At 68.0% G+C, this 16,937-nt stretch carries 21 protein-coding genes, 1 pseudogene and 1 riboswitch; of the genes and pseudogenes, 13 read left to right on the top strand and 9 right to left on the bottom strand.

The window, feature by feature from the left end; genetic code table 11:
- Positions 1-2 precede the first annotated feature (2 nt).
- A complete protein-coding gene (locus WB461_RS04925) occupies positions 3-680 on the bottom strand; it encodes a uracil-DNA glycosylase (protein WP_423851603.1) in 678 nt (225 codons plus the stop codon).
- Positions 677-1,825, bottom strand: coding sequence for an MFS transporter (locus tag WB461_RS04920; RefSeq protein WP_423851602.1), 1,149 nt, complete (start codon positions 1,823-1,825; stop codon positions 677-679). The genes WB461_RS04925 and WB461_RS04920 overlap by 4 nt, the downstream gene beginning before the upstream one ends.
- Before the next feature lie 38 nt (positions 1,826-1,863).
- On the opposite strand from WB461_RS04920, the gene WB461_RS04915 reads away from it, so the two are divergent.
- Entirely contained in the window at positions 1,864-3,078 is a 1,215-nt protein-coding gene (locus WB461_RS04915; protein ID WP_423851601.1) for an MFS transporter, read from the top strand.
- Between the two features lie 10 nt (positions 3,079-3,088).
- On the opposite strand, the gene WB461_RS04910 is transcribed toward WB461_RS04915, so the two are convergent.
- Both WB461_RS04910 and ald read right to left on the bottom strand, forming a co-directional pair.
- Complete coding sequence (locus WB461_RS04910; protein ID WP_423851600.1) at positions 3,089-3,319, bottom strand: hypothetical protein; 231 nt, start codon at positions 3,317-3,319, stop codon at positions 3,089-3,091.
- Positions 3,320-3,376: 57 nt separating this feature from the next.
- Positions 3,377-4,486, bottom strand: coding sequence for an alanine dehydrogenase (gene ald, locus WB461_RS04905; RefSeq protein WP_423851599.1), 1,110 nt, complete (start codon positions 4,484-4,486; stop codon positions 3,377-3,379).
- Between the two features lie 131 nt (positions 4,487-4,617).
- Here ald and WB461_RS04900 point away from each other — a divergent pair, with 131 nt between their 5' ends.
- Positions 4,618-5,085, top strand: a complete 468-nt coding sequence (locus tag WB461_RS04900) for an Lrp/AsnC family transcriptional regulator (RefSeq protein WP_423851598.1) — start codon at positions 4,618-4,620, stop codon at positions 5,083-5,085.
- A 49-nt stretch (positions 5,086-5,134) separates the two neighbouring features.
- Here the strand turns inward: WB461_RS04900 and WB461_RS04895 are convergent, their stop codons facing one another.
- The 5 genes from WB461_RS04895 to WB461_RS04875 all read right to left on the bottom strand — a co-directional run bounded on the left by WB461_RS04895 (position 5,135) and on the right by WB461_RS04875 (position 9,587).
- On the bottom strand, positions 5,135-6,178 hold the full coding sequence (locus WB461_RS04895; RefSeq protein WP_423851597.1) for a GNAT family N-acetyltransferase: 1,044 nt from the start codon (positions 6,176-6,178) through the stop codon (positions 5,135-5,137).
- A 36-nt stretch (positions 6,179-6,214) separates the two neighbouring features.
- Positions 6,215-6,619, bottom strand: a complete 405-nt coding sequence (locus tag WB461_RS04890) for a GNAT family N-acetyltransferase (protein ID WP_423851596.1) — start codon at positions 6,617-6,619, stop codon at positions 6,215-6,217.
- Positions 6,552-7,046 (bottom strand): ASCH domain-containing protein, encoded by a 495-nt coding sequence (locus WB461_RS04885; protein WP_423851595.1) that lies wholly within the window; start codon positions 7,044-7,046, stop codon positions 6,552-6,554. The genes WB461_RS04890 and WB461_RS04885 overlap by 68 nt, the downstream gene beginning before the upstream one ends.
- Before the next feature lie 94 nt (positions 7,047-7,140).
- A complete protein-coding gene (locus WB461_RS04880) occupies positions 7,141-8,568 on the bottom strand; it encodes an alpha,alpha-trehalose-phosphate synthase (UDP-forming) (RefSeq protein ID WP_423851594.1) in 1,428 nt (475 codons plus the stop codon).
- A gap of 29 nt (positions 8,569-8,597) precedes the next feature.
- On the bottom strand, positions 8,598-9,587 hold the full coding sequence (locus WB461_RS04875; protein ID WP_423851593.1) for a Gfo/Idh/MocA family protein: 990 nt from the start codon (positions 9,585-9,587) through the stop codon (positions 8,598-8,600).
- A 52-nt stretch (positions 9,588-9,639) separates the two neighbouring features.
- Between WB461_RS04875 and WB461_RS04870 the strand changes: the two genes are divergently transcribed.
- The 11 genes and pseudogenes from WB461_RS04870 to WB461_RS04820 form a co-directional block, all read left to right on the top strand.
- Positions 9,640-9,936: a DUF3263 domain-containing protein gene (locus tag WB461_RS04870; RefSeq protein WP_423851592.1), complete on the top strand. Its 297-nt coding sequence runs from the start codon at positions 9,640-9,642 to the stop codon at positions 9,934-9,936.
- 8 nt (positions 9,937-9,944) lie between these two features.
- Positions 9,945-10,466: a LytR C-terminal domain-containing protein gene (locus WB461_RS04865; protein ID WP_423851591.1), complete on the top strand. Its 522-nt coding sequence runs from the start codon at positions 9,945-9,947 to the stop codon at positions 10,464-10,466.
- Positions 10,467-10,470: 4 nt separating this feature from the next.
- Entirely contained in the window at positions 10,471-11,262 is a 792-nt protein-coding gene (gene otsB, locus WB461_RS04860) for a trehalose-phosphatase (protein ID WP_423851590.1), read from the top strand.
- A gap of 117 nt (positions 11,263-11,379) precedes the next feature.
- The gene (locus WB461_RS04855; protein ID WP_423851589.1) at positions 11,380-11,841 is read left to right on the top strand and encodes a hypothetical protein; all 462 of its coding nucleotides are present in this window, start codon (positions 11,380-11,382) and stop codon (positions 11,839-11,841) included.
- 80 nt (positions 11,842-11,921) lie between these two features.
- Positions 11,922-12,034: riboswitch (SAM riboswitch) on the top strand.
- A gap of 10 nt (positions 12,035-12,044) precedes the next feature.
- Complete coding sequence (gene thrC, locus WB461_RS04850; RefSeq protein WP_423851588.1) at positions 12,045-13,316, top strand: threonine synthase; 1,272 nt, start codon at positions 12,045-12,047, stop codon at positions 13,314-13,316.
- Positions 13,317-13,342: 26 nt separating this feature from the next.
- Positions 13,343-13,621, top strand: a complete 279-nt coding sequence (locus WB461_RS04845; protein ID WP_423851587.1) for a MoaD/ThiS family protein — start codon at positions 13,343-13,345, stop codon at positions 13,619-13,621.
- A 122-nt stretch (positions 13,622-13,743) separates the two neighbouring features.
- Entirely contained in the window at positions 13,744-13,944 is a 201-nt protein-coding gene (locus WB461_RS04840) for a cold-shock protein (protein ID WP_056211909.1), read from the top strand.
- Positions 13,945-14,051: 107 nt separating this feature from the next.
- Complete coding sequence (locus WB461_RS04835) at positions 14,052-15,881, top strand: hypothetical protein (protein ID WP_423851586.1); 1,830 nt, start codon at positions 14,052-14,054, stop codon at positions 15,879-15,881.
- A complete protein-coding gene (locus WB461_RS04830; protein ID WP_423851585.1) occupies positions 15,878-16,057 on the top strand; it encodes a hypothetical protein in 180 nt (59 codons plus the stop codon). Before WB461_RS04835 ends, WB461_RS04830 begins: the two co-directional genes overlap by 4 nt.
- The gene (locus WB461_RS04825; RefSeq protein ID WP_423851584.1) at positions 16,054-16,464 is read left to right on the top strand and encodes a hypothetical protein; all 411 of its coding nucleotides are present in this window, start codon (positions 16,054-16,056) and stop codon (positions 16,462-16,464) included. The genes WB461_RS04830 and WB461_RS04825 overlap by 4 nt, the downstream gene beginning before the upstream one ends.
- Positions 16,461-16,937, top strand: a pseudogene (locus WB461_RS04820) (hypothetical protein); the annotation flags it as partial. The gene WB461_RS04825 and the pseudogene WB461_RS04820, both read left to right, overlap by 4 nt.

Genomic DNA, 16,937 nt, shown 5'->3' with positions numbered 1-16,937 from the left:
GCCTAGTGGTCCAGCGACCAGTCGACTGGTTGCGCGCCCTGTTCGGCAAGCAGCTCGTTGGCGCGGCTGAAGGGGCGGGAACCGAAGAAGCCACGCGACGCGGACAGGGGACTCGGGTGGGCCGACTCGATTCGGGGCACGTCGCCCAGCAGCGGCGCCAAGCCTTGGGCCTGCCGGCCCCACAAGATGGCGACCAAGGGGGTGCCCCGGGCGGCGAGCGCGCGGATCGCCTGCTCGGTGACACCCTCCCAGCCCTTGCCGCGGTGGCTCCCGGCCGCACCGGGACGCACTGTCAGCACGCGATTCAGCAGGAGGACTCCCTGCCGCGACCACGGTGTCAGGTCGCCGTTCGCGGAGCGGGGGATCGCCAGGTCGGACTCGAGCTCGCTGAAGATGTTGCCCAGGCTGCGCGGCAGGGGTCGCACCTCCGGCGCGACCGAGAACGACAGGCCCATCGGGTGACCCGGGGTCGGGTAAGGGTCCTGCCCGACGATCAACACCCGCACCTCGCCCATGGGCTCGGCGAACGCCCGCAGGATGTCATCGGCGGCCGGGAGGTATGGACGGCCGGCGGTCGTTTCCGCCTCGAGAAACCGGCCCATCGCGGCGATCTGGTCCGCGGCCGGCTCGAGCGCGCGGGCCCAGTCCGGTGCCATGAGCTCGTCCAAGGGCCGGTTCACGTGTCCACCCTGCGCAGCGCCGACGGAGCCAGCAGCCCAGCAAGGAGGCAGCCGATGACAGGCACCGCGAAGGCGGTGGTCAGTGTCACCCAGTGGGTCAGGATCCCGATGATCGCCGGGCCCGCCAGCAACCCGAGGTAGCCGATGCCCGTGACGCGGGCGAGGTACGTGCCGGCTGCGGCCGGATCGATGTTGCCCGCCGCGCTGAAGAACTGGGGTACGCAGCCGGCCAGGCCGATGCCGAACACCGACCAGCCCACGATTGCGATGCCGGGATCCGGAGCCGCTGCCGCGCCGAGCAGCCCGGCCGCACCGAGGAAGGCGGCGCGCTGGACGTATGCGGCGGAGCCGATCCGTGCGACGATGCGGTCAGCGACGAGCCGCACCAGCGTCATGGTGACCGAGAACGCGCCGAATGCCCACGCCGCGACGGTCTTGCTGGCGCCGAGCGAGTCGTGCAGGTGCACCGTGCTCCAGTCGTAGGCGACTCCCTCGGCCAGCAGCAGCATGAACGCGAGCAGCGCCAGGACCGCGACGCGCAGGTTCCACGGCGAGCGCACCCGCGCGACGCCCGCGGCCCGGGTCGTTGCCTCGGTCGGAGCGAGCAGTGAGCGGCGGGCGGCGAGCACCACTGCGATGCCGACGATTCCGACCCCGGCAAAGCTCCACCGGACATCGGCGCCCGCGGCGATCAGTCCACCGCCAACCAGTGCCGCAAGCAGCCCGCCGAAGGAGAAGAAGGCGTGAAACGCGCTGATGATCGGCCTGGCGTAGCCCCGCTCGACCTCGACCGCCTGGGCGTTCTGGGCAACGTCGATCGCGCCGTTGAAGATGCCCAGGATCGCGAGGGCCACTGCGAGGTCCGTAACGCTCCTGGCGAAGGCGGGACCGACCAAGGTGACACTCAACGCGAGCCCGGCGACGACCGTGACGACTCGGCTGCCGAATCGGTCGATCAGCCGTCCGCACACCTGCATGCCGACCAGTGCGGTGCCGCCGAACAGGAGCAGCAGATAGCCCAGCACGACGGTGCTGGCACCGGTTCGTTCACGGATCTCGGGGATGTTCACGACCCACATCCCGAGCAGGAAACCGTTCAGCGCGAAGACCGCGAAGGTGGAGCGGCGTGCGCGGGACAGCAGCATGGGCCAACCCTATCGACGGGCGCTAGACTGCCCGGGCTGTGTCAGCCATCGCCGCTTATCGCGCTCTCCTGCGGATCGTCGGGCCCGCCTACATCCTCGTAGCCTTCCTCGGGCGAATCCCGCTTGCCATGAGCCAGCTCGGTGTCCTGGTGCTGGTGAGCTCCGAGCTCGACAGCTATGGCTCCGGTGGCGCTGCTGCGGGCATCCTTGCGATCGCGAACGCCGTCGGATCGCCGATCGCCGGCAGCCTGGCGGACCGGGTGGGTCAGCGGCCCGTCGTCCTGGTGCAGTCGATCGTCGGCGCGCTCGGACTGGCGGCGATCGTCCTGGTGACCGCCCCCGACGTTCCGCGCACGCTGATCTTCGCAGTGGCAGCCGTCACGGGCTTCGCCATGCCGCAGGTCGGACCGCTGGCACGAGTGCGCTGGCGGCCGATCACGCAGGATGCCGGCGACCAGCGCCGGCTCGTCGATGCTGCGTTCTCCTACGAGGGCGCTGCCGACGAGGCGTCATTCGTCCTGGGCCCGGCGATGATCGGGCTGTTGGCGATCATCGCCGAGCCGGCTGGCGCGCTGCTCGCCGCGGCCGTGATCCTCGCGGTGTTCGGCTCCTGGTTCGCGGTCCACCCGACCTCGGCCCTGGTGGCGAAGCGCTCGATGATCGGTGGGCCGGGTTCCGCGGCGTTGTGGTCGGTGGCCTTCGCAGTGCTCGTCGTCGCCCAGCTGTGCATCGGCACGATCTTCGGCAGCGTGCAGACGGGGACCGCGGTGCTGGCCCGGGCCGAGGGACATGCCGGAGTGGCCGGGCTGATCCACGCCGTGCTGGGCATCGGGAGCGTCACCGCGGGCCTGGCGATCACTGCGCTGCCCGAACGCATCCTCTACTCAACCCGCATGCTGGTTGCTGCCGTCGGTCTGTTGGTGCTCGCGTTGCCGCTCCTGCTGGTCGACTCGATCGGCGCGCTGATCGGAGTCATCGCGCTGCTGGGATTCGCGGTCGCGCCCTACATGATCAGCAACTTCGCCCTCGCGGGAATTCTGGTGCCGGTCCACCGGGTTGGCGCAGCGATGACGCTCCTCGCGGGTGCCACCGGCATCGGCTACGCATTGGGGGCGTCGGTCGCCGGCCGACTCGCCGACGCCGGGGGGCACACCCCGGCGTTCGCGGTCACGGTGGGTGCGGCGGGTGTGGCGGTGCTGCTGGCCGCGGTCGCCAACGGTGCACTGCGGCGCGCCCGTCCCTACTCCACCTGAGTCGGTGACGTCAGTGCCGCTGGTGCGTGCGCTTCCAGACCCCGATGGCGAGGGCGAGCGCGGCACGAGCTGCTGCCAACAGCGTGCCGAGCCACAGCAAGAACGTCAGCGACAGGGCGACGGGTGACTGGAGTCCCGACGACAGATCGGCGAAGAACCATCCGATCACGGCCGCGATCGTGGCGCGGCGCGCGATAGCGAGCTCCGCTCCACCGGGCCGACCCGCTGATCCCAGACTCATCGACACAGTCAACCGCGATCCGCGCGGATCGGCAGCGCGACTGGACGTGCCCGAGGATCAGAGGGCGTCGAGCGGGGTGACCTCCAGGCCGAGGGCTTCGCCGACCGGACTGTTGACGAGGTGCCCGTCGTGCGTGCTGAGTCCGCCAGCGAGGGCAGCGTCGCCCCGCACGGCTTGCTCCCAACCCTTGTTCGCCAGCGCCACGGCGTACGGGAGCGTGACGTTGGTCAATGCGTAGGTCGAGGTTCGCGGCACTGACCCGGGCATGTTCGCCACGCAGTAGAAGATCGAGTCGTGGACCTTGAAGGTCGGGTCGTCGTGGGTCGTGGGACGCGAGCTCTCGAAGCAGCCACCCTGGTCGATCGCAATGTCGACCAGCACCGATCCCGGCCGCATGGTCGCTACGAGGTCGTCGCTGATGAGCTTGGGGGCCTTCGCACCGGGGACCAGAACGGCACCGATCACCAGGTCCGCCTCGCGGACGGCCTTTTCGATCGCGAAGGAGCTGGACGCGACTGTCGTGATCATCCCGGCGAACCGCGCGTCTACCTGACGCAGCTTGCTGACGTCGAGATCGAGGATCTCGACCCTCGCGCCCATGCCGCGCGCCACCTCGGCCGCATTGACGCCCGACACGCCGGCGCCGATGACCACGACATCGGCAGGGTGGACGCCCGGTACACCGCCGGGCAGGACGCCGCGGCCCCCGTTGCTCGCCATCAAGTGCTGGAATCCGACCTGGGGAGCCAGCCGACCCGCGACCTCCGACATCGGGGCGAGCAGCGGCAGGGAGCGATCGGCCAGCTGCACGGTCTCGTAGGCGATCGATGTCGTGCCGGAGGCCAGAAGGGCATCCGTGCACTCCCGACTCGCAGCCAGGTGCAGGTAGGTGAAGAGGGTCTGCCCGCGGCGCATGCGGCCATACTCCGCAGCGATCGGCTCCTTGACCTTGAGCACGAGCTCGGCGGAGTCCCACACGCTGTCGGCGGTGTCGAACATCTTCGCGCCAGCGGCGACGTACTCGGCGTCGCTGATCGCCGAACCGAGACCAGCGCCACTCTCGATGACGACGTCGTGCCCGTGCCGGGTCAGCTCGTGCACGCCAGCGGGCGTGATGGCGACGCGGTACTCGTGGTTCTTGATCTCGCGGGGGACACCGACCAGCATGACTGCTCCTTGACGTGAAATGTGTCTTCATCGTGAAGTAAGTGCGGAATGCTTCGCAACTGTGCGAAGATGATTCGCCATCAAGATGATCTGACGTTGATCACGCTGAAATCCCGATCTCCGGAGTACTGATGCCGAATGATGTTCGCGGGCTCGATGAGGTCGACCAGGCGATCGTTGCGGCGCTGCGCAGCCACGGCCGCATGCCGAACAATGCCTTGGCCGAGCGGGTGGGGGTCGCAGCATCGACCTGCCTCACCCGGCTGCGCAGCCTCATCGACCGCGGTGTGATCGCGGGCTTCCACGCCGAGGTCGATCCGGCCTGGTTGGGGCGTCCGATCCAGGCCATGATCGCGGTGCGACTGCGCGGCGATGCCCGAGGCTCGATCAACGAGTTCTCAGATCGGCTGGCGGCCATGCCCGAGGTGCTCAACGTCTTCTTCCTCGCCGGCGCTGACGACTTTCATGTGCACGTCGCAGCCCGCGATCCTGATGACCTGCGCGCTTTCGTGGTCGACCACCTGAGCTCGGCACCCGAGGTGGCGCTGACCGAGACCAACCTGATCTTCGAGCACAAGCGGGGAGGCCTCGCCGACTGAGCCCGCGCAGCGCATTTCAGCGGCATGCAGTCGGCGGCCGTCGGCACGGTCAATCTGTCAGCTGGATGTCCTTGAACCAGGAATCGGTCGCGTAGTCGGTCTTCCACCCGAGCGCGAGATACAGCTGATCCGCCTTGGTGGGGGAGTCGTCGTCAACCTCGAGCCCGACCCGGTCCCGTCCGCGAGCTGCGGCGTCGGCGATAACGGTGCCGAGCAGGGCCTTGGCGACGCCTCGGCCGCGAGCCTCGCGGTTGACACCGATGTACTCGACGTAGGACCCCTCGACGCCGCCCTCCGGTGCGGCGAGCACCGAGCACACGACGGTGCCAGCGGCCACCGGCTCGCCGCCGTCCTCGACATCGACGTACGCCAGCCACCAGTGGTCCCACCGATGACCGGGCTCCTCGCGCAGTCGATGAAGGAACTCCGGGAAGCTCTCCCGGTAGGAGTTGAAGTGGTCCTCGAACGAGGACTCGAGCATCTGATGGACGATCTGCAGGTCCGCCGCGACGGGGAATCCGTTCTCGTGCCGTTCCACGGGCCGCACCGTGACGCCGGCCCGCGGCTCGAGGTCGGCATCCTCGGCAACCACCGGGCGGTTCATGTGCAGCCACGTGCGCCGTTTCGAGTAGCCCGCCCCCGCGAGCCAGTCGGCTTGGCGGGTGTCCTCGGCGAATGGGCTCTCGTCGAGTCGGGTCTCGACGACTCCGCGCATGCGCGCCATCGCGACCGCAGACTCCTCGGCCCAGGCGTAGAACTCAGCGGCGATCGTGTCGATCTCTGCGACGTCACGGTCGAAGTAACCCCAGATGAGCGCGCGACCCGCTGCTCGGTCGTGCACCGTTATCCAGGCTCGCGGGACGTCGTCTGCTCCGACGGCGACGAGCTGGCGGCGCGTCCATGATGCCTGTCCGGCAACCTCGGACTCGATCCCGGCGGGATCAATGTGTGCCTCGCCGGTCCCCTGGAGCTCATCGAGGTGTCGCAGATCGACCAGCGCGGCGATGTCGTCGTAGACCGGTGTGCGGGCCTGCCAGGGTGCGGGCAGCTCGGGCAGGTCGTGGGTGTGGTCGGCGCTCGTGGTGTCGGTCATCGTCCCCATTGTCTCCTGATGCGCGATCGGATCCGCTCAGTGGTCCGGCCGGGCCAGCAGCGCACCACGGGCTGCAGGCCATTCGGCATCGACCATCGAGAACAGCACGGTGTCACGCCAGGACCCGTCACGCCGGATGCGGTGCTTGCGCAGCACGCCTTCACGAACCCCGCCGATCCGGGCGACCGCGACCTGCGAGCGCTCGTTGAGGATGTCGACGTGCCACACGACGCGGGCGCAGCCCAGGTCGTCGAAGGCGCGGCGCAAGAGCAGTGCCTTGACCTCGGTGTTGATCCCGGTCCGCCAGAAGCGGCGGCCGAGCCACGTCGAGCCGATCGCGACGGTGCGGCCCAGAACTGCTCCGTCGTCTCGGTCATCTCGGGTACAGCACCCGGAACCGTTCGAGCACGACCGGCATGCTTGCGGAAAATCCGCGGTCATGGGCGGCGTGGGTCGAGAAGAACTGCTCGTGGCCTGCTCGCCAGAACGCCAGGGATCGGTCGCCCTCTCCCTCAAGGTGGGCATGCTCGGCGTCGACCTCGTCGAACGGCTTGACGTCGACGTGGGTCGTCTCGATCAGCCCGCGTGGATGTCCGGCACCGTCGAGCACGATGCTGAGGTCACCGACCCGTGGAACCTGCTCGTCGTCGTGCTCGTAGTCCCACAAGGCGCTGGCCGAGGCTGTCTTGGTTCCGTCGAGCACCAGCGCGAGCAGCTCGTCGGCCTGCTCGGGTGAGCCTCCGAATGCCCAGGCCGGCGGTGCCACCGCCTCGGCGGAGTACGTTCCCAGATAGCCGGGGACGGGATTGATGCGCGTCTGGTGCCGCGCCGCTGCCCAGAACTGGTCGAGCTCGTCACCGCTGGTCATCAGTGGGACGGCCGATCGAGCCGTGCGCTGATGGTTTCGATGGCGCCGGGCTGCAAGCGAGTCGGCTGCAAGCGAGTCGGGTCGAGCACGCGGGTCAGACCGGACGGGGGTGCTTGACGTGTGGATCGCGACTGGCGGTGAGCTCGCGCAGGAAGTTGGACGCCCACAGCTCGATGTCGTTCTCCATGACCTGCTTGCGCATCGCCTTCATTCGCCGAGCGTTTTCCCGCGGGCTGGCGTTGATCGCCTCGAGCATCTTGCTCTTCATCCCGTTGATGTCGTGCGGGTTGACCTGATAGGCCGACTTGAGCTCGGAGGCAGCACCCGCGAACTCGCTCAGCACCAACGCGCCCCGGTCGTCGTAGCGGCACGCGACGTACTCCTTGGCGACCAAGTTCATGCCGTCGCGCAGCGGCGTCACCACCATGACGTCGGCGGCACGGTAGAGCGCGGCCATCTCGGCGCGCGGGTACGAGGCGTGGAGGTAGGTGACCGGCTGCTGGCCGATACGCGCGACGTCGCCGTTGATGCGGCCGACGAGGCGGTTGATGTCGTCGCGCAGGATCTTGTACTGATCGACGCGCTCGCGCGAAGGAGTCGCGACCTGGACGAACACGGCGTCGTCGACATGCAGCGATCCTTCGCTGATGAGCTCGCCGAAGGCGCGCAGGCGCTGACGCAGGCCCTTGGTGTAGTCGAGCCGGTCGATGCCCAACAGCATCGTCTTGGGGTTGCCGAGGCTCTCGCGGATCTCTGCGGCTCGTGCGATGACCTCGGGCGTACGGGCAAGCTCCTCGAAGCCTGCAGCGTCGATCGAGATGGGGTAGGCCTGGGCCAGCACGGTACGGCCGTCTGGCAGGTAGATCATGTCGCGGTGTGTCTTGTGCCCGACCCGCTGACGAACCAGACGGACGAAGTTCTGCGAGGCCCCCGGCATCTGGAAACCGACCAGGTCGGCGCCGAGCAGTCCTTCGAGGATCTGCCGACGCCATGGAAGCTGCTGGAACAGCTCGGCCGGTGGGAACGGGATGTGCAGGAAGAAGCCGATGCGGAGGTCGGGCCGGAGCTCGCGCAGCATGCGTGGCACGAGCTGGAGCTGGTAGTCCTGCACCCACACGACCGCGTCGGGCTTGGCGATCTTCGCTGCCCGCTCGGCGAAGCGCTGGTTGACCTGGACGTAGGAGTCCCACCACTCGCGGTGATACGAAGGTGGAGCCACGACGTCGTGGTACAACGGCCAGAGCGTCGAGTTGGAGAAGCCCTCGTAGTACTCGCCGACCTCCTGCTCGCTCAGTGGCACCGGGACGAGCTGTAGACCGTTGTGGACAAAGGGCTTGAGCTTCTCGTCAGCGGCGCCGTGCCAGCCGATCCAGGCGCCACCGTTGCGGCGCATGACCGGCTCGAGCGCGGTGACGAGCCCGCCGGGGGAGGTCCGCCACATCGTGCTGCCGTCCGGGCCGGCCACCCGGTCCACGGGCAGACGGTTGGCGATCACCACGAAGTCTGCGGTGCCGACGGCCATGCCCGCAGCCTAGCCCGATGCGCAGCGCGTCACCGCTCAGCGATACCGATCTGACGGAGGATCTCATCGATCTGCTCCATGATCGCCACCGTGTCGTCCAGCGGCAAAAGGGCCGATTCGGTCGTGCCGGCACGCAGACACGCGGCGACCTCCGCGATTTCGTGGGCGTAGCCGCGTCCGACGACCGGTTCGCGGATCGTGTCGGTGTGGTCGTCATGGGTGTGATTGATCTCGGTCGGGTGATGGAATCGCGCCGGAATCTCGATCCGGCCCCGGTCGCCCGCGATCGAGGCGCGGTTGTCGCTGTGGGCCACCTGGGTCCACGCGATGCTCGCGACCGCCCCACTCGCGTAGGTCAGTGTCGCCCCACCGTTGACGTCGATCCCGCGGTCGGACCGCACGCCGGCAGCCACGATGCTGATCGGCTCGCCCAGAACCAGGTGAGCGAAGGTCAGTGGATAGATGCCGATGTCCAGCAGGGCACCCGCTCCGAGGGCAGGATCCCAGAGCCGGGCCTTGTCGGGCGGAGCGACGAATCCGAGCTCGGCGCGCACCTGGCCGAGATCGCCCAGCAGCCCGTCGGCGGCCAGCTCGACGGCCCGGCGAATGTTCGGATTGGTTCGCATCCACATCGCCTCGGCAAAAAACAGCTCGCGACGACGCGCCTCGTCGACCAGCGCGCGCGTGTCCGTGGCGTTCATCGTCAGGGCCTTTTCGCACAGCACGGCCTTGCCGGCCTCGAAGCAGGTCATGACGTCGTCCAGATGTCGGCTGTGCGGAGTCGCGACGTAGATGACGTCGACTTCCGGGTCTGCGGCCAGCTCGGAGTAGGACCCGTACGAGCGGGCCGCGCCATGGCGATCGGCGAACGCGCTGGCCGAATCTGAGCTGCGGGACCCGACCGCCGCCAGCTCGTTGCCCTCGGTCAGGGCCAGGTCGGTTGCGAACGACTCGGCGATGTGGCCGGTGGCGAGGATGCCCCAGCGAACGGCTCGATCTGCCGCAAATTCAATGGCCATGACTTCATCATGGCAAATGACACAGCTGTAGTTCGTGATCTAGGATCAGGGCATGAGCGCCGTGGAGAAGTCGAACGCCGGAAGCCCGGCCGTTGCCGAGACGCTGTCCGACCGCGATCGGGAGATCCTGGCGCTCGAGCGCCTGTGGTGGCAGTACGCCGGCGCCAAGGAGCAGGCGATCCGTGACAAGTTCGACATGTCGTCCACCCGTTACTACCAGGTGCTCAATGCGTTGATCGACCGCGAGGACTCGCTCGCATTCGATCCGCTGTTGGTCAAGCGCCTGCGTCGCCTGCGAGCGCAGCGCCAGCGCAGCCGCTCGGCCAGGCGTCTGGGCATCGACCTCTGAAGGTCCCGATGGATCATCGCCGGACGCCGAGCCGCAAGGCGTACGTACCTGCCAGCTGGTTCATCGTGCTGACTGTGCTGTTGTGCGTCGGCGCGGCCGGCTGGCTGGGTTGGCTGCTGGTCGGTTCGGCCGACGACTCGCCGACGGCCGAACCGGTCGCCACCATGCCGACGACTCCGGCGACACAGCCGCCAACCACGGCGACCACCGAGCCGACACCGACACCGACTCCGACCTCGACCACCGAGACGTCCGTCGAGCGCTCGGCACCGGTCTCGGTCCTCAACAACACCACGATCCGCGGTCTCGCCGAGACTTTCTCGGTCAAGGTCCGGGAGGCCGGCTGGGAGGTCGCGGGCGTCGGCAACTGGCGCGGCTCCATCCCCGGCAACACGGTGTACTACCCGGCAGGACTCGGCGAGCAGGGCCGCCAGCTGGGCGATGACCTCGGCATCGAGCGAATCCTCCCGAGCGTCTCGCCGATGCGGACGGACCGGCTGACGATCATCCTGTCCGGCCCGCAACAATAGGGCCATGCCCGAGTCGACCCGCGCCGCAGTGATCGCTGATCCTGCGGGCACACTGCTTGCGCTGGACTTCGACGGCACGCTGGCCCACATCGTGGACGACCCGACGCAGGCGTACGCCCACGCGAACTCGGTCGAGGCACTTGCGCACCTGGGCCGCGTCCTCGGTCAGGTTGCGATTGTGACCGGCCGTCCAGTGCGGCAGGCACTGGAGCTCGGCGGGTTCATCGGCGTCGAGGGTCTCGAGCGGCTCATCATCTGCGGCCAGTACGGTGCCGAGCGGTGGGACGCCGCGACGGGAGTCACGATCGAGCCAGAACGTCCCGCATCGATCAAGCAGCTGGCCGAGTCGCTGCCGGACTGGCTCGAGCAGCGTGGAGCGCACCACGTCCGGGTCGAGGACAAGGGTCTCGCCATCGCGGTGCACACGCGCGGCATCGACCCCGGACTGTTGCACGATCTCGCCGAGCCGCTTGCGGAGCTCGCTGCCGGTCTGGGCCTTGCGGTCGAGCCGGGCCGGCAGGTGATCGAGCTGCGGGCACCGGGTACCGACAAGGGCGACGTGGTCCGGGCGCTGGTGGCCGAGCTCGGCGCTCGTCAGGTGATCTTCGCGGGCGACGACCTGGGTGACCTGCCGGCTTTCGATGCGGTCGATGAGCTGCGTGCCTCTGGCTTACGCGGCCTGCTGATCTGCTCGGCGTCGACCGAGCAGGACGCATTGGTGGCGCGGGCAGACGTGGTCCTTGACGGTCCGGATGCGGTGGCGGGCTGGCTCGAAGAGCTGGCTGATGACATCTGAGCCGTTGCCCGTGCTGCCGGTCTCGCGAAGCGATCGTCCCGCTGCGGCGGGATCGTCGTGCTTCCGCCGTGTCGCTCGAAGCCACGAGATGACCGCTACGTGGTGAGGAGCTGACCCATGGATTCTGAGTCGAACGCCATGGCTGAGCTGCCCGAGACCGGGTGGACCCGGTCGCGAGCGATGCTCAACTGGATCAATCTCAGCACCCCGCTCGGCCTCCTGGTGGCGAGGATCGGCGGAGCCGCGACTGTGCGTCATGACCGCGGAACGTATCTCGCAACGGGCTACCGTCATGGCTTTCCGGGCGCGAGTGCCTTCACGATCGGCAGCGTCATCATCAGCCGGCACGATCTCGCCTACTTCGAGGATCGGCCCGCGCTGCTGCGGCACGAGGACCGACACTGCACCCAGTACGCCTTCGCCCTTGGCGTGGCGATGTTGCCGATGTATCTCGTGTGCGCAGGGATGTCCTACGTGATCGCGGGGGACCACTCGTCGTACAACCCGTTCGAGCGACTCGCGAATCTCGCCGACGGCAACTATCCGCCACCTGCAACCCGACTCTCCCGTCGATCCTGAAGAGCCGGTAGCTGTCACGACGCACGTCTCGACATGTGGACGAAGTGGACACATCGTGAGACGAGGTCGTACATTGGAGCAACTCATCATGAGGGGTAGAGGGACACGGCCCTGCGACACCCCAGCAACCAGTCGGTCAGCGACCAGGTGCTCATTCCGTCCCGGTCGACAGTCGATTCGGGAAAGATGACCAGGAGGATCGCGTGACTGCTACCGCTGAGACGTCCACCCGCCCCCCGATTCGCGACCGCGCCTTCGGCAATGCGACGCAGCTCGTCTGCCGCGAGTGCGGCGCACGCGAGGAGCTCGGCCCGCACTACGTGTGTCGTGAGTGCTTCGGACCCCTGGAGATTCACTACGACTTCCCGGTCATCACGCGGGAGCAGATCGAGGCCGGGCCGAGCAACATCTGGCGGTACAAGGCGCTGCTGCCGGTGCCCGACGACATCGAGCTCAGTCCGAATCTGGAGCCCGGATACACCCGGCTGCTGCGCGCGGACAACCTCGCCGCCGAGCTCGGGTTGAGCAGCCTGTGGGTCAAGGACGACAGCACCAACCCGACCAACTCGTTCAAGGACCGAGTCGTCGCGTGCGCTCTGAGTGCCGCGCGCGAGCTCGGCAGCACGGTCTTCGCCTGTCCGTCGACCGGCAATCTGGCCAACGCGGTCGCCGCGGCCGGTGCGCGGGCCGGCATCAAGACGGTCGTGTTCATCCCCAGTGACCTCGAGACGCCCAAGCAGGTCAACTCCGCGATCTACACCGAGAATCTCGTCGCGGTCGATGGCAACTACGACGACGTCAACAAGCTGGCCAGCGAGATCGCGGGTGAGCAGGATGGCTGGGCCTTCGTCAACGTCAATGTTCGACCGTTCTACGCCGAGGGCTCCAAGACCCTCGGCTACGAGATCGCCGAGCAGCTGGGTTGGCGCCTGCCGGACCAGATCGTCATCCCGGTGGCTTCCGGCTCGCAGCTCACCAAGGTCCACAAGGCGTTCCAGGAGCTCATCAGCCTGGGCCTGGTCGAGGCCAAGCCTTACCGGGTCTTCGGCGCCCAGGCCAGCGGGTGCTCGCCGGTGTCGGAGGCGTTCCGCGAGGGGTGGGACGTCGTCCGGCCCACCCGGCCGGACACGATCGCCAAGTCGCTGGCGATCGGCAATCCCGCCGACGGGGTGTACGTCCTGGACATCTGCCGGGAGACCGGTGGCGCCGTCGCGGACGTCTCCGACGACGAGGTGCGGGACGCCATCGTGCTGCTCGCCCGCACGGAGGGCATCTTCACCGAGACCGCCGGTGGCACCACGGTCGGAGTGCTGAAAAAGCTGACCGAGACTGGCCTGCTCGACCCAGCTCTGGAGACCGTCGTCATCAACACGGGACACGGCCTCAAGACGCTCGATGCAGTCGCCGGCCGAGTCGGCCCCGCAGCCACCATCGCCCCCACCTACGAGGCTTTCGTGGCCTCCGGCATCGCCTGATTTCCAGCACACCGTCAAGGAGCACCGTGAGCATCAACGTCCGCATTCCCACGATCCTGCGCAGCTACACCGGGGACCAGTCCCAGGTGACCGCCGAAGGCGAGTCGCTGACCGAGGTCCTCGACTCGCTCGAGGGCAGCTTTCCCGGAATTCGGTCACGGGTCGTCGACGAGCAGGGCAGGCTGCGCCGCTTCGTGAACATCTACGTGGCCGAGGAGGACGTCCGGTTCGCCCAGGGACTCGACACCCCCACGCCTGCCGGCACCCAAGTCTCGATAATCCCGGCCGTGGCCGGTGGCTGCTGACCTCGGGCGAGCTGGGAGCCCGGCAGAATGCCGACGTGGCCGGTGGCTGCCAAGCCTTGTAGGCTCTGCGCATGAGCCCCTCGGCAGGTGGGGTTCGTCGGGTAACAGGTGGGAGTGGCGGCATGGTGCAAGGCACCGTCAAGTGGTTCAACGCTGACAAGGGCTACGGCTTCATCGAGGTCGAGGGCCAGGACGATGTCTTCGTCCACTGGTCGAAGATCGCGTCAGACGGCTACAAGACTCTTGAAGACGGCCAGAAGGTCGAGTTCGAGGTGGTCGACGGACCCAAGGGCCGAGAGGCGCACGAGGTCATCGGGCACTGAGTCCAACGAGAGAACCCGGTCCGGGGGACCGGGTTCTTTCATGTCCGTGCAAGGCCGTGACCTATGTGACACTTGCCATGTCATATCAACGCTGACATACTCCCGGTATGTTCATCTCCGCGTCCACCCCGACCACCGCACCGGTCGGCGGTGCAGAGCTCGGCCAGGTCGTCGGCCTGTCCATCGCCGCAGTGCTCGTCACCTCCGTGCTGCTCGTCATCGCGTGGGCGCACCGCACCCATCGCATCGAGTGGTTCGACCGATTCGGCCGGCTGCTGGGCCGTCGTACCGGTGAGCCGGGGTGGTCCACGATCCCGTCGCTGTTCGTCGCGACCTCGTTGATCGTCGCGCTCCTGGGCTTCATGTGGGACGTCAGCCTGCACGCCGGGCGCGGCCGGGACGCCGGTCCGCTGGCCAACCCCGCCCACTACCTGATCCTGTACGGCCTTTTCGCCCTGTTCATCGCGGGGATGTCGGCGGTCGTCTACCCCCGGGACGGGGAGAAGCCCGGCATCGCATCGGTGCGCATCACCCGCCACTGGTACGCGCCCGTCAGCGGCATCTTCATCGCGGCGTGCGGTCTGTACGCCCTGATCGGCTTCCCGCTCGACGACGTGTGGCACCGGCTGTTCGGCCAGGACGTCACGCTCTGGGGCCCGACCCACCTCATGCTGATCGGTGGCGCCGGACTCGCGACGGCGGGCATCATCCTGCTCAACCGCGAGACCGAGATCGCCATGCGGCTCAAGGGCCGTGAGCTGCCGGTCTGGCTGCGCACCGTGATGGTGTCGACCGCCTTCGGGTCACTGCTGATCGGGCTGTCCGTGTTCCAGGCCGAATTCGACTTCGGGATCGCGCAGTTCCGCATGGTGTTCGCGCCGCTGATGATTGCCGCCGCCGCCAGCCTGGCCCTGGTCGCCGCACGGCTCTACGTTGGTCCGGGCGCCGCCATCGCCGCGGCCGTGTTCTTCCTGGTGATGCGCGGGATCATCTCGTTCGTGGTGACTGACGTGATGGGCCAGGCTCACCACGTGTTCCCGCTCTACCTCGGAAGCGCCGTGCTGATCGAGCTGCTGGCTCTGTCGAGGCTGAAGGACAAGCCGCTGTGGTTCGGCGCAGTGGGGGGCCTGTTGATCGCCAGTGTCGGCAGTGTGATCGAGAAGTTCTGGAACGACGAGGTCTACCAGTTCCCATGGCCGCGTGACATCTGGGCGGAGGGACTCGCCATGACGGTGCCCGTCGGGATCGCCGCCGGACTGTGCGGAGCGCTGTTCGCGCTGGGCCTGCAAGGGCGTCTGCCGGCAAGGAACGTCGGCCGGATCATCGTCACCGCCTCGGTGCTGGTCACCGGGCTGGCTGTCGCGAATGGGCTGCACGCGACTGTGCCCTCGAATGCGTCGGCTGATGTCGTGCTGACCCAGGTCGGCACGTCCGACAGCCCCCAGGTCACCGCGAAGCTTGCGCTCGCTCCCGCTGACCTCGTCGATGAGCACCCGACGTGGGTGCAGATCACGGCCTGGCAGGGAGGCGGAGCAGGAGTCGTGACCGATCGGCTACGTCGAACCGGACTGAACACCTGGGAGTCGACCAAGCCGGTACCAGTGGGTGGCAACTGGAAGACGTTGCTCCGGGTGCAGGACGGCCGGACCCTCGCTGCAGTGCCGATCTTCCTGCCGGCGGACGCGCCGCTGGATGTCCAGGAGGTCCCGGCATCCGCGAGCTTCACCCGGGAGTTCGTGCCCGAGATCGACATCCTGCAGCGTGAACGCAATGGTGACAGTCCGGCCTGGATGTGGGCAGCGGCGAACATGGTCGTCCTGCTGTGCAGCCTGGCGATCATCCTGGGCATCTCGTTGGCGGTGTCGAGGGTGGCCCGCAAGCTCGAGGAGCACGAAGCGTCCGCACAGGCTGACCAGACCCCTTCGCTGACCGCATGACGCCGGCCGGAGACCAGCTGCTCGCGCACCATGCGGCACTGCTGGCGATCCCGGCCCTGGTGCCGGCCGTCGTCGTCGTGGGTGTGGTGCTCTACATCGCCCGCAAGGATCGTCAGGATGAGCGGGCCGAACACGATCTGATCGATCGCGCCTTCGACAGCGACGAGAACGAGTGAAGCTCATGTCAGCCCTGGGCGCCTGCATCCTGATTCTTGCGGGATGTAGCGGCGCGGATTCCGCCGACGAGGGGCCGGCGAGAGCCGGTGCGACGGTTGCACCCGAGGCGAGGACCACGTCTCCGGCCTCGACCGACGACGGCGTGACGGTCGACATCGTGTTCGAGGGTGGCGAAGTCGTGCCTCGGGCCAAGCGGATCGACGTACGGGTGGGACAACAGGTCACGTTGCACGTCACGAGCGACGCTGGGGACGAGATCCACATCCACTCCGACCCGGAGCAGGTGTACGAGGTTGCTGTCGGCGACGACGAGTCGCACACCTTCGCGATCGACACCCCCGGCCAGGTCGCGGTCGAGGCGCACCACCTCGACGTGACGATCGTGCAGCTAGTCGTCCGCCCGTGATCCAGACTCACGGTCTCGGAGGGTCGACAGACCTCCCGATCCCGCTCGTCTACGCCATGGTGGGGGCCTCGTGGGCGCTGACCGTCTCGTTCGCGGTCCTGGCGCTGGCATGGAAGAAGCCGAAGTTCTCCGAGGAGCCGGCATCCGTAGCAGTGCCGCCACGCCGCCGGTGGCTTGCCGCCGTCGGGCTGCTGGGTGCCGCGTGGATCATGGTGGCGCTCTTTGCCGGACCGCCGGACTCAGGCAACGGTGGGGTCGGCGCGCTCTACATCTTTGTGTGGGTCGGGTTGGTCCCGTTGGCGCTCGTCGCCGGCCACGTCTGGCGCGACCTCTCGCCGTGGCGAACTCTGACCGGTCGGTGGCCCGGTCTGATTGCCTACCCGGAACGACTCGGCTACTGGCCTGCGGTCGTCGGGTTGTTCGCGTTCGTGTGGCTCGAGCTGGCTTCGCCCGACCCCGGCAGCGTCGCCGCG

Origin of the sequence: Aeromicrobium sp., from assembly GCF_049587115.1 — a bacterium.
Classification (GTDB): Bacteria; Actinomycetota; Actinomycetes; order Propionibacteriales; family Nocardioidaceae; genus Aeromicrobium.
This window is presented reverse-complemented; position numbering and strand designations above follow the sequence as displayed.

What these genes read in the sequence shown, in the direction of transcription:
- WB461_RS04920 (WP_423851602.1), bottom strand. Translation starts at nt 1,825, where the DNA reads ATGCTGCTGTCCCGCGCACGCCGCTCCACCTTCGCGGTCTTCGCGCTG.
- WB461_RS04890 (WP_423851596.1), bottom strand. Translation starts at nt 6,619, where the DNA reads ATGACCGCGGATTTTCCGCAAGCATGCCGGTCGTGCTCGAACGGTTCC.
- WB461_RS04885 (WP_423851595.1), bottom strand. Translation starts at nt 7,046, where the DNA reads ATGACCAGCGGTGACGAGCTCGACCAGTTCTGGGCAGCGGCGCGGCAC.
- WB461_RS04910 (WP_423851600.1), bottom strand. Translation starts at nt 3,319, where the DNA reads ATGAGTCTGGGATCAGCGGGTCGGCCCGGTGGAGCGGAGCTCGCTATC.
- WB461_RS04830 (WP_423851585.1), top strand. Translation starts at nt 15,878, where the DNA reads ATGACGCCGGCCGGAGACCAGCTGCTCGCGCACCATGCGGCACTGCTG.
- WB461_RS04855 (WP_423851589.1), top strand. Translation starts at nt 11,380, where the DNA reads ATGGATTCTGAGTCGAACGCCATGGCTGAGCTGCCCGAGACCGGGTGG.
- WB461_RS04835 (WP_423851586.1), top strand. Translation starts at nt 14,052, where the DNA reads ATGTTCATCTCCGCGTCCACCCCGACCACCGCACCGGTCGGCGGTGCA.
- otsB (WP_423851590.1), top strand. Translation starts at nt 10,471, where the DNA reads ATGCCCGAGTCGACCCGCGCCGCAGTGATCGCTGATCCTGCGGGCACA.
- WB461_RS04880 (WP_423851594.1), bottom strand. Translation starts at nt 8,568, where the DNA reads ATGGCCGTCGGCACCGCAGACTTCGTGGTGATCGCCAACCGTCTGCCC.
- WB461_RS04900 (WP_423851598.1), top strand. Translation starts at nt 4,618, where the DNA reads ATGCCGAATGATGTTCGCGGGCTCGATGAGGTCGACCAGGCGATCGTT.
- WB461_RS04870 (WP_423851592.1), top strand. Translation starts at nt 9,640, where the DNA reads ATGAGCGCCGTGGAGAAGTCGAACGCCGGAAGCCCGGCCGTTGCCGAG.
- WB461_RS04865 (WP_423851591.1), top strand. Translation starts at nt 9,945, where the DNA reads ATGGATCATCGCCGGACGCCGAGCCGCAAGGCGTACGTACCTGCCAGC.
- ald (WP_423851599.1), bottom strand. Translation starts at nt 4,486, where the DNA reads ATGCTGGTCGGTGTCCCCCGCGAGATCAAGAACCACGAGTACCGCGTC.
- WB461_RS04895 (WP_423851597.1), bottom strand. Translation starts at nt 6,178, where the DNA reads ATGACCGACACCACGAGCGCCGACCACACCCACGACCTGCCCGAGCTG.
- WB461_RS04840 (WP_056211909.1), top strand. Translation starts at nt 13,744, where the DNA reads ATGGTGCAAGGCACCGTCAAGTGGTTCAACGCTGACAAGGGCTACGGC.
- WB461_RS04875 (WP_423851593.1), bottom strand. Translation starts at nt 9,587, where the DNA reads ATGGCCATTGAATTTGCGGCAGATCGAGCCGTTCGCTGGGGCATCCTC.